Raw genomic sequence first — 14391 nt, 5'->3', positions numbered from 1 at the left:
CGAAGTGGCCCGCTTTGTCGCGAGCATCCCGAAGCTCGTCGTCTCGCTGCTGCTGATCGCGGCGATCATCAATCTGCTGATCGGCGTGTTCCTGCGCTACGTCATGATCGAGGTCACCGACTGGCTCGACATGGACCCGATCCGCTTCACCTGGGTCGAGGAGGTCGGCGAGATGATGCTCGCGTGGCTCACGCTGATCGGTGCAGCGATCGGCGTGCGCGAGCGCAACCACTTTACCCTGCATGTGCTTACGCACAACTGGTCGCGCAGGGCGCAGGCGACCGTGGAGCGCATCCATCACGTGCTGATCGCGGGTGTGGGCGCGATCGCCGCCTGGTACGGCGTCAAGCTCTGCATGCTCAATCACACGCTCGTCACACCGGGACTGGAGATCAACCTCGCGGTGCTCTACGCCTCGGTCGTGGTCGGCGGCGTGCTGCTGGTGGTCTACGCCGTCTCCATGATCATTGCCCCGCCGCCGATCGATCTGGACGCCGTGCACTGATGCTCCTGCTCTTCGTCGCGGCACTGTTCGTCGTCCTGATCCTGTTCTCGATGCCGATCGTCTTCGCGCTCGGCGTCGCAGGCGTCGCCGGTCTCTTCCTTGGCGGCTACGACCTGCAGGTCCTGTCCTCGAGCATGGTCTCCGGCTCGCAGAGCTGGGTGCTGCTCGCCATTCCCGCCTTTGTCTTCGCCGGCGGCCTGATGGAGAAATGCGGCATGAGCCACGCGCTGGTCGACTTCGCCCGCGCGCTGGTCGGCTGGGTCAAGGGCGGGCTCGGCATGTCGGTGATCGTGGTCGCCTACTTCTTCTCCGACATCTGCGGCTCGAAGATGGCCGAGGTCTCCGCACTCGGCTCGACCCTGATGCCGCCGCTCACCAAGGCCGGCTACAAGCGCGAGGACTCCGCCTCGCTCATCGCGGCAGGCACGGCCATGGGCATGCTGGTGCCACCCGCCATCTTCATGATCGTGATCGCGCAGGTCACCAACACCTCCGCGGTCGCGCTGTTCCTGGCGGGCTTCGTGCCGGCCGCCACCATCATGGTCTGCCTGATGGTGCTGATCTGGTTCCGCGCCCGCAAGTACGACTGGCCGGTCGACGGCAGGCCGAGCATCGCAAACATCTTCACGACCGGAAAGAGTGCGGCCGTGCCGCTGGTCATCCCGATCGTGATCCTGGGCGGCTTTTTCCTCGGCATCTTCACCGCGACCGAGGCCGGCGCGGTGGTAGCGGGCTACGGCTTCCTCGCCGCCAAGCTCCACTACCGTAATGTGAGCTGGGCGACGATGGGCCGACTCGCCTACGACAGCGCAATCCTGACCGCATCGGTCGTGTTCCTGCTCGCCGTCGCGTCGGTGTTTCAGTACCTGATGGGCGTGTCCGGCGTGCCGGCGCTGCTCGCGCACGTGCTCGAGCCCCTCAAGGAGCAGCACTGGTTGTTCCTGCTGGCGACGGCGTTGATCACGATGATGTTCGGCATGGTGCTGGAGGGCCTGCCGGCCGCGGTGGTGCTGATCCCGGTGGTGTTCCCGATCGCCGAGAAGATGGGAATCGACCCCATCCACTTCAACATCGTGCAGACCGCGGCGGTCGGAATCGGCCTGTTCCTGCCGCCGATGGGCGTCGGGCTGCTGATGGCGCTGCGCTTCGCCAACCTCACGGTCGGCCAGCACTGGCGCTCCTACATGCCGTACATCGTGGCGCTGCTGATCGGGCTGCTGCTGATCATTCTGTTCCCCGACATCTCGTTGTTCCTGCCGAGGAGCGCCGGTCTCATCAAGTGACCCTGATCAGGAGACTTTGGTCACTGTGAGCCGATGGTGCTTGCCGTCGCGCGCCGTCCAGGAGATCGACTGGCCGGTGCCGAGACCGATCAGCGCCGCGCCGACCGGGGTCATCACCGAGATGCGGTGCTCATCGAGGCTCTCGTCGACCGGCCAGACCAGCTTCAGGGTTCTCGTATGGCCGTCGTCCGAGGTGAAGGTTACGGTCGAGCCCATACGCACGACATCGGCTGGCAGCTTCGCTTCGTCGACAATCTTCGCCCGCTCCATCTCGTCGAGAAGTTCCTGTGCGACCTCGGGCAGCCGTTCGAGCGACGCGCCGGCAAGATCGGTGAGCCGTTCGTAGTCAGCACTGCTGACCACGATTCCGGGAACGGAACGTGTGCGGGTGACCATCCTCTGTAAGTGGGGTTGGCGAGCGCTCGTTTCAACCGGCTCGTGAGCGGCGGGCCGAGTACACCTGCAGGTGCGCGTAGGCCATGCGCAGGTTGGGCGTTGCGATTCCGGCCTTCTTCGCCCGGGCGATCATGTCGCCGACGACGTGGTCGGCTTCGACCATCGCGCCCTTTTCGAGATCGTGCAACATCGAGGCCGTGAAACGCGAGCCTTTCACGGTCAGGAACGAGCGGATCGTTTGCATGCCCTTGTCGCCGGGATCGTGGCCCGCGGCGGCGGCCACCTTGTGGCCCTCCTCGACCGTCTCGAGCACGATCGCCTGCCCTTCGTCGGCCTCGAGAATGTCACCCGACGAGCCACGCATCAGGCAGCATGTCGCCGCCAGTGAGCAAAGCATGATCCACTTGTCCCAAAGATCCTGGACAATGTTCGGGTTGAGGCCGCCATCGATGCCGGATTTCTTGATCGCCGTGTCGAGTTCGACGAGCGAAGCGCGAGGCGGCTTGCCGTCGCGCTCGCCGAACGAGATCGCCGCAAACGGGCTGGTGTGCAGGATCGCGCCCTCGGCCGACATGGCGACGCCGACGCGGGCAAGGCCGCCCACGACCTTGTCCTTGCCAAACTTGGCGTCGAGCACGTCGAGATGCCCCATGCCGTTCAGCAGCGGCACGATCGTCGCGTTTGGTCCGACCGCCGGCGCGATCGCCTCGATGGCCGAATCGAGATCGTAGGCCTTGCAAGTCAGGAGAACGACATCGTACGGCCCGCCCTCGCTGCCGTTCAGGACCGTCTTCACCTTCTGCGTGACGTCGCCCTTGGTGCTCTTGATCACCAGCCCGTCGCGCTGCAGCGCTTCGCTGCGCGCAGGGCGCACGAGGAAGGTCACGTCCGCGCCGCTCTGCTGCAGCCGGCCGCCGACATAGCCGCCGATCGCGCCGGCGCCAAGGATCAGGATCTTCACTTGAGCGCTCCGCGCGCGCGGCGCGCCTCATAGGTTTGCAGATGGGCATAGGCGAAGCGCAGATTGGGCGCGGCGATGCCGGCCTTGCGGGCGCGCGCGAGCATGTCGCCCACGATCTGCTTGCCCTCGACGGGGCCACCCTTCTCCATGTCGCCGAGGATGGAGGCGACCGCCTTGCCGCCCTTCTGCGTCAGGCTGCCCCGCACGGCGGCCAGTGCCTTCTCGCTCGGCGCATGGCCCGCGGCGGTGGCAACCTGGCGGCACTCATCGAGGATCTCATTCATGATCGCCTCGCCGTCCTCCGACGCCATGATGTCGCCGACGCTGCCGCGCATCGCCGAGCACATCGAGGCGATCGAGCCCAGCATGATCCACTTGTCCCAGAGATCCTGGTCGATGTCGGGATTGAGCCCGCCTTCGATGCCGGCCTTCTTGCAGGCAGCATCGAGCTCGACCAGCGCGGCGCGCACCGGCTTGCCGCCGCGCTCGCCGAACGATACGCCGCTGGCGCCGCTGTGCAGGATCTCGCCGTTCGGCCCGAGCATGCCGGAAATGCGCGCCAGCCCACCCGCGACCTTGTCTGCGCCGAACCTCGCATCGAGCGAGGCAAAGTGCGCATGGCCGTTCAGGATCGGCACGATGGTCGTGCTGGCGCCGACTGCCGGCGCGACCGCGTCCATCGCCGAGTCGAGATCGTAAGCCTTGCAGGCCAGGATGATGACGTCGTACGGGCCGCCGTCGCTTGCCTTGGTTACGACCTTCACCGGCAGCGTTGCGTCACCGCGCGGGCTCTTCACCACCAGCCCGTCGCGCCTCACCGTTTCGGCGCGCTTCTCGCGCAGCAGGAAGGTCACGTCGACGCCGGCCTGATGCAGGCGCGCGCCCCAATAGCCGCCGACAGCGCCGGCGCCCAGGATCAGGATCTTCACTTCTCTACGCTCCTCTCCGCGAGCCAGTCGGCGAGCCAGGTCGCGAGATCGTCGGTCTGATGATGGATATGGTCGAGATTGGTGTCGGCCGCGCGCTTCACGCTCTCGTCGGTACGGATCCATACCGTGCGCATGCCCATGTCGTGCGCCGGCTTTAGATTGACGACGATGTCGTCGGCGAAGGCCGCGCGCGTCGGGTCGATGTCGTGCTTGCGCACGAGCTGGTCGTAGATCGCCTGGTGCGGCTTGGGCCAGTACTCGCCGGCGACGATGTCGAAGATCGCCTCGAAATGATGAGCCACGCCCAGCCGCTCCATCACCTTCTCCGCATGGGGCACGTCGCCTGCAGTGAAGATCAGCTTGCGGCCGGGCAACGCGGCCAGCGACTTCTCGAGAGCGGGATTGGGCTCAACCGGCGAGTAGTCGATATCGTGCACGTAATTGAGGTAGTGCTTCGGATCGACGCCATGCAAGCTCATCATGCCGCGCATCGAGGTGCCGTGCTCGCGCCAGTACTGCTTCTGCACGCGGCGTGCCTCCTCGGCATCGACCTTCAGCCAGTCGCAGATATAGCTGCCGATGCGCACGTCGATCTGAGCGAACAGGTTGCATTTCGCCGGATAGAGCGTGTTGTCGAGATCGAACAGCCAGACGTCGGGATCGTGCTTGGGTATGGGCATTTGGGAGTTTTGCTTAATGCCGCCTATAAGGGCTGGCAATGGATATCGTCGTCTACGTCCTGCTGGCGGTGATCGTCGTTCTCGGCACGGGTCTGGTCGCGCTGATGCTGCGCCGGAACGACGCCCAGGGGCAGATCGTGCTGGCCGACACCGTGCAGCGCATCCAGGAATCCTTACGCGACCAGGAGCGGGCGCTCGCTTCGCTGGTCAGCGAGCGGCTCGACCGCAGCGAGAAGGCGACCGTCCAGGTCGTCACCGACCTGCGTGCGCGGCTGGCTAGGATCGACGAGGCGCAGAAGAAGATCGGCGACCTCTCCACCCAGGTCGTGAGCCTGCAGCAGATCCTCACCAACAAGCAGGCGCGCGGCGCGTTCGGCGAGGTTCAGCTCAACGACCTCGTGTCGAATGCTCTTCCGCCCTCGGCCTACGAGCTGCAATGCACGCTGGCCAGCGGCGTACGCGCCGATTGCTTGTTGAAACTTCCCAACCCGCCGGGCTCGATCGCCATCGACGCCAAGTTTCCGCTCGAGAGCTATCACCTGTTGCGCGCCGTGGCAGCAGGCGACACGCAGGGTCTGGCGGCCGCACAGCGCGCCTTCCAGCAGGCGATGCGCAAGCATATCAACGACATCCGGGACAAATATATCGTGCCCGGCGAAACGGCCGAATCGGCGCTGCTGTTCCTGCCCTCCGAGGCGATCTATGCCGAGCTGCACGCCAATTTCGGCGGCATCGTCGACGAGTCCTACCGGGCGCGAGTCTGGATCGTTTCACCGACGACCATGATGGCCACGCTCAACACCGTGCGCGCCGTGCTGAAGGACGTCGAAATGCGCGAGCAGGCCGGCGAGATCCAGAAGCTGGTCGCGCTGATGATGGGCGACACGAAGCGGCTTCAGGACCGGGTGGACAACCTCAAGCGCCACTTCACGCAGACCGAGAAGGACCTGCGCGAGATCGACACCTCGGCCACGCAAATCATGCGCCGCGGCGAGCGCATCCTGGGCGTCGAGCTGGGCGACCAGCCCGACGCGCTGCCGAATCCTTAGGCGCCCCAGGGGCCGCGGCTGGTCCGCGGCACCGATCCGCCGCGCCGGAACGACGCCGCAGGCTGCGGCTGCGGCGCGCCGGCATGCTGCCCCGCCATCGCCTCCAGGCGTGCGATGCGCTCCTCCATCGGCGGATGGGTCGAGAACAGGCTGCGCAGGCCGCCGGCCGACAACGGATTGTCGATATAGAGATGCGCCGTCGCCGGATTGGCCTCCGCTGTTGCGTTGGGGATCGCCTGCGTCCCCTCATGCAGGCGCTGCAGCGCCGAGGCGAGCCACAGCGGGTTGCCGGAAATCTCCGCGCCCGCCTTGTCGGCTTCGTATTCCCGGCTTCGGCTGATCGCCATCTGCACCAGAGAGGCGGCGAGCGGCGCCAGGATCATGGCGCCGATGGCGACCACCGGGCTGACCAGCGGCCGGCCGTTCTCGTCGCGGCCGCCGCCGAACAGGCCGCCGAAGCTCGCCAGCATGCCGATCGCGCCTGACAGGGTCGCCGCCACGGTCATGGTTAGCGTGTCGCGGTTCCGGACGTGGCCGAGCTCGTGCGCCAGAACGCCGGTCACCTCCTCGCGGCTGAGGTGTTGCAGCAGCCCGGTATTGACGGCGACAGCGGCGTGCTCGGGGCTGCGGCCAGTGGCGAAGGCGTTCGGCTGGTCCTCGTTGATGATGTAGACGCGCGGCATCGGCAGCCCGGCGCGCTGCGCGAGCTGCTGGACGATGCCGTAGAGCTCCGGTGCCTCGTTGGGGCCAACCTCCTGGGCATTAGCCATGCGCAGGACCATCGAATCGCTGTTCCAGTAGGCAAAGACGTTCATGCCCAGCGCCACGACCAGCGCGATCATGAGGCCGGACTGGCCGCCGAGCAGGTAGCCGACGACCAGGAAGAAGCCCGTGAGGGCCGCTAGAAGGAGGGCGGTGCGGAAGTAGTTCATGCCGAAAACATGGTCCCGGACGGTGGCGAATCAAGTCGCAGGGCGGCATCATGTGGCCTATGACCGACACTCAAAAACCCGCCGCAGAGGCCGAAAAGCCCGACCCGGCCGCCAAGCCCGCCCTTCCCGAGAAACACAAGAAAGTCGAGGAGATCGGCGGCCCGCCCGGCCCCGAGCCGACCCGCTACGGCGACTGGCAGTTCAATGGCAAGGTCACGGATTTTTAGCCGCCATTGCCCTCGCACCGTGTCACCTCGATGACGACAGGCGCTAGCCAATGAGAAAAGACATATTCCACCCGGACTTCAAGGCACAGCCGTGGTGGTGGGAGGCATGGGCGCCGAACACGGCGCTGTCGCAGGACCCGCCGGGCAAGACGCAGGTGGTGATCGTCGGCGCGGGCTATGGCGGGCTGTCGACGGCGCTCGAGCTGCGGCGCAACGGGATCGACTGCGTGGTGCTGGAGCGCGGCGTGTTCGGTATCGGCGCCTCGACACGCAACGGCGGCATGATCTCGGGCGGCACCAATCTCGGCAAGGGGCTGGGCGGCAAGAGCCCGATCGCCGCGGAGTTCGAGCGCAACAAGGCCGAGCTGATGGCTGCGGGCGCGGATTCGCTCACCGTGCTCGAGGACATCATCGCCCGCGAGGGCATCGAGTGCGGGCTGCACCGCAACGGCCGGTTCGTCGGCGCCTGGACGCCGCGCCACTACGACGACATGGCGGCCAAGGTCGAGACCTACAACACATATGCGGGCGCGGGCGCCGCGATGATTCCCCGCGAGCAGCAGCACGCGTTCATCAAGTCCGACTATTACTTTGGCGGCATGCATTCGACCCGCGCTGGCCACCTGCATCCGGCCCTCTACTACAAGGGCCTGATCGAGGCGGCGCACCGGCAGGGCGCCATCCTGTGCGCCGAGATCGAGGCCGAGCGCACCGAGAAGACCGGGGCGGGCTGGCGCGTGCTGACATCCAAGGGGCCGATCGCGTGCCGCGAGGTCGTGGTCGCGACCAACGGCTATACCGGCGACCTCACGCCGCGCCTGAAGCGGCGGGTCGTGCCGGTGGCGAGCCACATCATCGCGACTGAGGAGCTGCCGGAACCCGCCGACACGATGATCATCCCGGGGATGCGCGCCATCGGCGACAGCAAGCGGGTGCTGACCTACTACCGGCCGTCGCCCGACGGCAAGCGGCTGATCTTCGGCGGACGCGCCCGCTTCACCCCGGCCTCTCCGAACGTGATCGCAGGGGCTCTCTACCGGTACATGGTCGACCGCTTCCCGCAGCTCGACGGCATCCGCATCACCCACGTCTGGACGGGCAACGTCGCCTTCGCGCTCGACTACATGCCGCACATGGGAACCGACGAGGGCCTGCATTACCTGCTGGGCTGCAACGGCAATGGCGTGGCGATGATGACCTATCTCGGCACCCAGACCGCCAAGAAGATCGCCGGCGGGCGCAACACGCCGGTCAACCCGCTCGACGGCCGCGAGTTCCCCGATCATCCGCTGTACAACGGCGATCCGTCCTGGTTCCTGCCGGCGATCGGCGCCTGGTACCGCACGCGCGACTGGATCGACCGGCGGCTCGCCGGCTAGACGGAGAAACCAATGTCAGTCCTGCTCGTCGACACGCCGCTTCCCGGCGTGCGTCGCGTCACCCTCAACCGGCCGGAAAAACGCAATGCGCTGAATAACGAGCTACGCGGCGCGATCTTCAGCGCGCTCGAGGCGCATGACGGCGACGCCGAGGTGAAGGTCACCATCATCCGCGGCGCCGGACCCGCCTTCTGCTCAGGCTACGACCTGTCGGCGGACAACCGGGTCGGGCAGCCCTATCACTCGGCGGCCGGCCTCGGGCAGTGGTCGCGTCATGTCGTCGAGGGTTGGTTCAAGGTCTGGGACCTCGCCAAGCCGGTGATCGCGCAGGTCCATGGCTACTGCCTCGCCGGCGGCACCGAGCTCGCGACCGCCTGCGATCTCGTCTATGTCGCCGAGGACGCGCAGATCGGCTATCCGCCGGTGCGCCTGATGAGCCCGCCCGACATGCAGTTCCACCCGTGGCTGATGGGCATGCGGCAGGCCATGGAATCGATGCTGACCGGCGATGCGCTGAGCGGCCGCGACGCGGCGGCCAAGGGCTGGGCGACGCGCGCCTACGCGGCAGCCGACCTCGAGCGCGAGGTGCTCGCGATCGCCGAAAGGGTGGCAAAGCTGCCGACCGAGCTCGCCCAGATCAACAAGCGCTCGGTTCACCGCGCCATGGAGATCGCCGGCATGCGGACGGCGATCCGGGCCGGCACCGAGATTCAGGCGCTCGCCTTCCAGACCGAACCGAGCAAGGAATATATGACCCGCTTCCGCCGCGACGGTGCCAGCGTCTCGAAGCTGCTGACCGAGCGCGATGCGCAGTTCGGCGACTATCGCGAGCGCGACGATGGCTGAGCTGCCCACTGAGCTGGCCGTCACCCTCGACGACGTGAAGCAGGCGGCGGCGCGTATCGCCGGTGTCGTCGTCCATACCCCCTGCCTGCGCAGCGAGACGCTGTCGCGCATCGCCAAGGCCGACATCTGGCTCAAGTTCGAGAATCTGCAATTCACCGCCTCGTTCAAGGAGCGCGGCGCGCTGAACACGCTGCTGCAGCTTGCGCCGGAGGAGCGCAAGCGCGGCGTGATCGCCATGTCGGCCGGCAACCATGCGCAGGGCGTCGCCTACCATGCCGGCCGGCTCGGCATCCCGGCGACCATCGTGATGCCGTCTTTCACGCCCAACACCAAGGTCACCCACACCCGCGGTCACGGCGCGAAGGTCGTGCTGAAGGGTGACACGCTGGCCGAGGCCGGCGCGGAAGCCCATCGCCTTGCCGCGGAGCACAAGCTCGTCTTCGTCCATCCCTACGACGATCCGCGCATCATCGCGGGCCAGGGCACGATGGCGCTCGAGATGCTGCAGGACGTGCCGCAGCTCGACACGCTGGTCGTGCCGGTTGGCGGCGGCGGCATGATTGCAGGCTGCGCCGTCGCCGCGCGCGGCCTGAAGCCGGATATCAAGGTGATCGGCGTCGAGTCGGCCGGCTACTCGGCGATGCGCCAGCTCCTCGCCGGCGAGCCGGTGACGGCGGGCGGCGACACGATCGCCGAGGGCATCGCCGTGCGCGACATCGGCAGGCTGCCGCTGTCACTCTGCCGTGACCTGCTCGACCGGGTGGTCGCGGTCGGCGAGGTCGAGATCGAGCAGGCCATCTGCCTGCTGATCGAGATCGAGAAGACGGTGACCGAAGGCGCCGGCGCCACCGGTCTCGCCGCGCTGCTCGCCTATCCCGACCTGTTCACCGGCCGCAGGGTCGGGCTGGTGCTGAGCGGCGGCAACATCGATACGCGCCTGCTCGCCTCGGTGCTGATGCGCGGCCTGGTGCGTGACGGCCGGATCGTCCGCCTGCGCCTTCGAATCACCGATGCGCCCGGCCAGCTCGCCCGCGTCGCCACCATCATCGGCAAGGCCGGCGGCAACATCGTCGAGGTCCAGCACCAGCGCCTGTTCGGCGGCGTGGTAGCCAAGGCCGCCGATCTCGACGTCACGGTCGAGACGCGCGACAGGCACCACATGGAGGAGCTGGTCTCGGTGCTGAAGGCCGACGGCTTCGCCGTTCGCGTCCTAGAGGGCGTCGAGGCTTAATTAAAGCGCCGGCCTTATGTCCGTCAGGACGAAGTCGTTGCCTTTGAACAGCAGCGGGAGGCCCGATGTTTTGGCGATCGCGTAGGCGCAACAGTCGCCGAAGTTCAGGGAGGCTCGATGCCGACCCTTCCCGAACCGGCGGTACGCCTCCCGAGCTTCCTCCATGTGGCTCGCATCGAAAGGCACGACCTGCAGTCGTAACGACGTCGTCAATTGATCAAGGTCACGACAGCCCGACTGGCCCCGCCTCGCCTCCGCTACCATCGAGACTTCGAAATAGTTCGGTGCTCCGATCCTCGCGCCATCGGCCATCACGATCGTCTCTGCGAAGGCGTCCTTCTCCGGTTCCTCAAGCAGAATGGCCAACAGCGCCGAACTATCGACGGCGATCAATCGAATGTGCCAATGTCGTTGTAGCCAAGGATCTCATCCGCACTCTTGTCCGTGAGGGGAGGCTTGGCGTTGAACCGTCGAACGATGGCATTCACTTCCTTCAGCCGCCGTTCCTTGTCCTTCTTCGCGCCGATTTCCCTGATCTTGTCGTCAGCCAGCTCTATCACCGTTGCCGTCATGCTCTTGCCCAGCAAGCGCGAGACCTGCCTCAGCTTGCGCTCGGCCTCGATGCTCTTGATGCTGACACCCATGGATCTCTCCACAATCTAGACTGCGGCATATAATCTAGAAAGCCATGCCTTACAACGCACCCACGACCGGGCTAAAAGACCGGCCATGTCGACTTCCCCTACCTACGTCCCCTCGTCTACGCCCGACCGCGCGAAGATCGGGCGGGCGCTGATTTCCGTGTCCGACAAGACCGGCCTCGTCGAGCTCGGCAAGGCGCTGGCCGCGCACGGCGTGGCGATCCTGTCGACCGGTGGATCGGCGAAGGCCCTGCGCGAGGCGGGCGTCGAGGTGATCGAGGTCAGCGACCACACCGGCTTCCCCGAGATCATGGACGGGCGGGTAAAGACGCTGCAGCCCGCGATCCATGGCGGCATCCTGGCGCGCCGCACCGACGCCGGTCATGCCCAGGCGATGAGCGAACACAAGATCGCACCGATCGATCTCGTGGTGGTGAACCTCTACCCGTTCGAGGCGACGGTGGCGCGCGGCGCGGACTTCCCGACCTGCGTCGAGAACATCGACATCGGCGGGCCGGCACTGATCCGCGCGTCGGCCAAGAACCACGACTTCGTCACGATCGTCGTCGATCCGGCCGACTATACGTCGGTGCTCGACGAGCTCGCGGCGAACAAGGGGGCGACGAGCCTGGCGCTGCGCCGCAAGCTCGCCGCCAAAGCCTACGGGCGCACGGCAGCCTACGATTCGGCGATCGCGAACTGGTTCGCCGGGCAACAGGGCGAGACCTTCCCCGAGCAGCTGACGCTCGCGGCCAAACGCGTGCAGACCCTGCGCTACGGCGAGAACCCCCATCAACAGGCCGCCTTCTACAGTGACAGCAGCAAGCGGCCGGGCGTGGCGACGGCCCGCCAGCTCCAGGGCAAGGAGCTTTCCTACAACAACATCAACGACACCGATGCGGCCTACGAATGCGTGGCAGAGTTCGCCGAGCCCGCCGTCGTCGTGATCAAGCACGCCAACCCGAGCGGCGTGGCGGTCGCAGCGGACCAGTACAGTGCCTATCTCAAGGCCTATGCCTGCGACCCGGTGTCGATCTACGGCGGCATCGTCGCGGTCAACCGCACGCTCGAGGCGCAGACCGCGACCGATCTCGTCAAGCGCTTCCTCGAAGTCATCATCGCACCCGACGCGACGCCGGAAGCGCTCGAGATCCTGGGGCGGCGCAAGGACGTGCGCGTGCTGCTTGCCGGCACGCTGCCCGATCCGGCGAGCGCCGGCATGACGCTGAAGAGCGTGGCCGGCGGCTATCTGTTCCAGAGCCGCGACAACGGCCATCTCAAGGCCGGCGACCTCAAGGTCGTGACCAAGCGTGCCCCCACCGACAAGGAACTCGCCGACCTGCTGTTCGCCTTCACCGTTGCCAAGCACGTGAAGTCGAACGCCATCGTCTATGCCAAGGACGGCGCCACAGTGGGCGTCGGCGCCGGCCAGATGAACCGCCGCGACTCCTCGCGCATCGCGGCACTCCGCGCCGCCGAAGCGGGCGAGATCGCCAAGCTGGCGCAGAGCCCCGCGATCGGCAGCGTGGTAGCGTCGGACGCCTTCTTCCCGTTCGCCGACGGCCTGCTGGCCGCCGCCGAAGCGGGCGCCACCGCCGTCATCCAGCCCGGCGGTTCGATGCGTGACAAGGAAGTGATCGAAGCGGCCGACAAGGCGGGGCTCGCCATGGTCTTCACCGGCATGCGCCACTTCCGGCACTGAGCAAAAATCCGGCGCCGGAAGCCGAAAACGGGCAGCGGGCCCCGTCCAATCGCGATTTAACGTCAGACCAGCTCGAGCGCGCGCGCAGCTGTCGGTGCGCTGTGGCTGGGCTCGGCCAGCTCGGCACCATAGGTCATCACCACGGCGCTGAGCCCGCAGTTGAGGCGTTGCAGCAGCACTTCGGCTCCATTGGAGAAGCGCACGGCGTCCTTGTAGGGGCCGCCCGCGAGGCGGGTCAGTACGGCCTCCTCGACGGCACCGATGCCGTGCTCCTTTTGCGTGCTCTCTCCGATGCCCTCCAGGAGCAGCTTGGACTCGGCGGGAATGCAGACGGCCGTGTCGCACACAGTGCCGCTGGCAAATCCCATCGAGCCGCTGGCGAAACGCCCGAGGGTGAGCTTCTCGCCGACGGCGGCAGGTCGTGACTGATAGGCCTCGAGTGAATAATCACACATATCGACCTCCATACTTGGGTCTCGACTCTTTTCTTCCACCTGATGCAAGCAAGACGCTGGACAGTCCGCGCCTGCCCTACCAAATCATAACGCAAAAACCGTACCGTGGTTGTGTCCATACCGATGAATAGTAGCGTCAGTAGTGTTGACCCACTTATCTACCGTCCGATGCTACCGACCAGGAATCATGACGGCTCGCTCAACGGCAGCTGCCGTCACGTCGCCGTCCGGGGGTCGAATCTTGGCGCCCTCGGCCGTAGCGATCCAGATGCCGGCGAACACCGCGATAAGGCCCAGCAATAGATCGAGGGTGAGCGGCTCCCCGACCAGTTGTTGCGCCAGCAGCGCGGCGGCGATCGGGTTGACGGTCATGGTGTTGGCGACCCTAGTCGGCGAGGCGCGCTGCAGGGCCATTACCCACAGGATGAAGGCGAGCGCGCCGCCGGCGACGCCGAGATAGACGCCGGCGCACCATTGCGCCGGGCCGAAGCTCGCGAGCACGGCGAGGCGGCCGGTCAGCAGGCCCGCCACGACCAGGGCGAGTGCGCCGCTGCCCATGCCGACGGCAAGGAAGCCGAGCGCGCTCGAGCGCTGGATGAAGGGACGGGAAAAGACGTTGTAGAAGGCCATGCACAGCACGGCGCCAGCCATAATCAGCTCGCCGCGCCAGGCGCCGTCCGGCGCCTTCGCCAGGCCCGAGGCGAGCGCTGCGCAGACGCCGAGGACAGCGATCAAGACGCCGGCGGCCTTGTGCCAGCTCAGGCGTTCGATGCCGAGCAGCGCACCCACGATCATGGTCTGCAGCGGCAGGGTCGACAGCGCGAGGCTTGCCCGCGCCGCCGTCGTGAAGCTCATGGCCAGGTTGTAGAAGATGAAGAACAGCCCGTAGAGGCAGAATCCCAGCAGGGCGACGCCCGGCCAGTCGGCGCGTGTGGGCCAGCGCACGCGCAGCAGCAGGGCGACCGGCAGCACGCACAGGAAGCCGATGCCCCAGCGCAGGATCGACAAGGTGAGCGGATCGGCGCTGCCGACGACGAGATAGCGCGTCACCGCCGCGGCCGTGCCGCCCAACGAGCTCGACACGATGGCGATCAGCACGCCGACCCATTCTCCCACCGCTGTCTCCTGTCGTTCTCGAAGAGCGCGTGCAATGTTGCGGCCGGACGGCAGGGCCG

At 66.6% G+C, this 14391-nt stretch carries 17 protein-coding genes; 8 read left to right on the top strand and 9 right to left on the bottom strand.

Annotated elements, in window-relative coordinates; translation table 11 throughout:
* Window positions 1-4 precede the first annotated feature (4 nt).
* Window positions 5-505, top strand: a complete 501-nt coding sequence (locus ACQY8M_RS06175; protein ID WP_428669930.1) for a TRAP transporter small permease — start codon at window positions 5-7, stop codon at window positions 503-505.
* On the top strand, window positions 505-1788 hold the full coding sequence (locus ACQY8M_RS06170) for a TRAP transporter large permease (RefSeq protein ID WP_428669928.1): 1284 nt from the start codon (window positions 505-507) through the stop codon (window positions 1786-1788). Before ACQY8M_RS06175 ends, ACQY8M_RS06170 begins: the two co-directional genes overlap by 1 nt.
* A 6-nt stretch (window positions 1789-1794) precedes the next feature.
* Here ACQY8M_RS06170 and rnk read toward each other — a convergent pair whose 3' ends face one another.
* The 4 genes from rnk to ACQY8M_RS06150 all read right to left on the bottom strand — a co-directional run bounded on the left by rnk (window position 1795) and on the right by ACQY8M_RS06150 (window position 4754).
* On the bottom strand, window positions 1795-2151 hold the full coding sequence (gene rnk / locus ACQY8M_RS06165) for a nucleoside diphosphate kinase regulator (RefSeq protein ID WP_428669926.1): 357 nt from the start codon (window positions 2149-2151) through the stop codon (window positions 1795-1797).
* 64 nt (window positions 2152-2215) lie between these two features.
* A complete protein-coding gene (gene panE / locus ACQY8M_RS06160; RefSeq protein WP_428669924.1) occupies window positions 2216-3145 on the bottom strand; it encodes a 2-dehydropantoate 2-reductase in 930 nt (309 codons plus the stop codon).
* On the bottom strand, window positions 3142-4074 hold the full coding sequence (panE, locus tag ACQY8M_RS06155; protein ID WP_428669922.1) for a 2-dehydropantoate 2-reductase: 933 nt from the start codon (window positions 4072-4074) through the stop codon (window positions 3142-3144). The genes panE (ACQY8M_RS06160) and panE (ACQY8M_RS06155) overlap by 4 nt, the downstream gene beginning before the upstream one ends.
* A complete protein-coding gene (locus tag ACQY8M_RS06150; protein ID WP_428669920.1) occupies window positions 4071-4754 on the bottom strand; it encodes a pyrimidine 5'-nucleotidase in 684 nt (227 codons plus the stop codon). The genes panE (ACQY8M_RS06155) and ACQY8M_RS06150 overlap by 4 nt, the downstream gene beginning before the upstream one ends.
* Before the next feature lie 38 nt (window positions 4755-4792).
* Here ACQY8M_RS06150 and ACQY8M_RS06145 point away from each other — a divergent pair, with 38 nt between their 5' ends.
* Window positions 4793-5803 carry a DNA recombination protein RmuC gene (locus ACQY8M_RS06145; protein ID WP_428669918.1) on the top strand — a complete coding sequence of 337 codons (1011 nt, stop codon included), beginning with the start codon at window positions 4793-4795 and terminating at the stop codon, window positions 5801-5803.
* On the opposite strand, the gene htpX is transcribed toward ACQY8M_RS06145, so the two are convergent.
* Window positions 5800-6735 carry a zinc metalloprotease HtpX gene (gene htpX, locus ACQY8M_RS06140; RefSeq protein WP_428669916.1) on the bottom strand — a complete coding sequence of 312 codons (936 nt, stop codon included), beginning with the start codon at window positions 6733-6735 and terminating at the stop codon, window positions 5800-5802. The genes ACQY8M_RS06145 and htpX overlap by 4 nt on opposite strands.
* A 59-nt stretch (window positions 6736-6794) precedes the next feature.
* Here htpX and ACQY8M_RS06135 point away from each other — a divergent pair, with 59 nt between their 5' ends.
* Genes ACQY8M_RS06135 through ACQY8M_RS06120 form a run of 4 tightly spaced genes read left to right on the top strand, consistent with a single transcriptional unit; the run spans window position 6795 to window position 10418 of the window.
* Window positions 6795-6962 (top strand): succinate dehydrogenase assembly factor 4, encoded by a 168-nt coding sequence (locus ACQY8M_RS06135; protein WP_428669914.1) that lies wholly within the window; start codon window positions 6795-6797, stop codon window positions 6960-6962.
* A gap of 50 nt (window positions 6963-7012) precedes the next feature.
* Complete coding sequence (locus ACQY8M_RS06130) at window positions 7013-8341, top strand: NAD(P)/FAD-dependent oxidoreductase (protein ID WP_428669912.1); 1329 nt, start codon at window positions 7013-7015, stop codon at window positions 8339-8341.
* Window positions 8342-8353: 12 nt separating this feature from the next.
* Window positions 8354-9187, top strand: coding sequence for an enoyl-CoA hydratase/isomerase family protein (locus tag ACQY8M_RS06125; protein ID WP_428669910.1), 834 nt, complete (start codon window positions 8354-8356; stop codon window positions 9185-9187).
* Window positions 9180-10418 (top strand): threonine ammonia-lyase, encoded by a 1239-nt coding sequence (locus ACQY8M_RS06120; RefSeq protein ID WP_428669908.1) that lies wholly within the window; start codon window positions 9180-9182, stop codon window positions 10416-10418. The genes ACQY8M_RS06125 and ACQY8M_RS06120 overlap by 8 nt, the downstream gene beginning before the upstream one ends.
* Here ACQY8M_RS06120 and ACQY8M_RS06115 read toward each other — a convergent pair whose 3' ends face one another.
* Both ACQY8M_RS06115 and ACQY8M_RS06110 read right to left on the bottom strand, forming a co-directional pair.
* Window positions 10419-10811 (bottom strand): type II toxin-antitoxin system VapC family toxin, encoded by a 393-nt coding sequence (locus ACQY8M_RS06115; protein WP_428669906.1) that lies wholly within the window; start codon window positions 10809-10811, stop codon window positions 10419-10421.
* Complete coding sequence (locus tag ACQY8M_RS06110; protein ID WP_428669904.1) at window positions 10808-11062, bottom strand: type II toxin-antitoxin system VapB family antitoxin; 255 nt, start codon at window positions 11060-11062, stop codon at window positions 10808-10810. The genes ACQY8M_RS06115 and ACQY8M_RS06110 overlap by 4 nt, the downstream gene beginning before the upstream one ends.
* Window positions 11063-11147: 85 nt before the next feature.
* Here ACQY8M_RS06110 and purH point away from each other — a divergent pair, with 85 nt between their 5' ends.
* Window positions 11148-12761, top strand: coding sequence for a bifunctional phosphoribosylaminoimidazolecarboxamide formyltransferase/IMP cyclohydrolase (gene purH / locus ACQY8M_RS06105; protein WP_428669902.1), 1614 nt, complete (start codon window positions 11148-11150; stop codon window positions 12759-12761).
* A 62-nt stretch (window positions 12762-12823) separates the two neighbouring features.
* On the opposite strand, the gene ACQY8M_RS06100 is transcribed toward purH, so the two are convergent.
* Window positions 12824-13216, bottom strand: a complete 393-nt coding sequence (locus ACQY8M_RS06100; protein ID WP_428669900.1) for a hypothetical protein — start codon at window positions 13214-13216, stop codon at window positions 12824-12826.
* A gap of 171 nt (window positions 13217-13387) precedes the next feature.
* Complete coding sequence (locus ACQY8M_RS06095; RefSeq protein ID WP_428669898.1) at window positions 13388-14332, bottom strand: DMT family transporter; 945 nt, start codon at window positions 14330-14332, stop codon at window positions 13388-13390.
* Window positions 14333-14391: the final 59 nt, after the last annotated feature.

It is taken from the genome of Reyranella sp., from assembly GCF_965279465.1.
Lineage (GTDB): Bacteria > Pseudomonadota > Alphaproteobacteria > Reyranellales > Reyranellaceae > Reyranella.
Note: the sequence above shows the minus strand (reverse complement) of the source record. Positions and strands in the feature narration are given on the sequence as shown.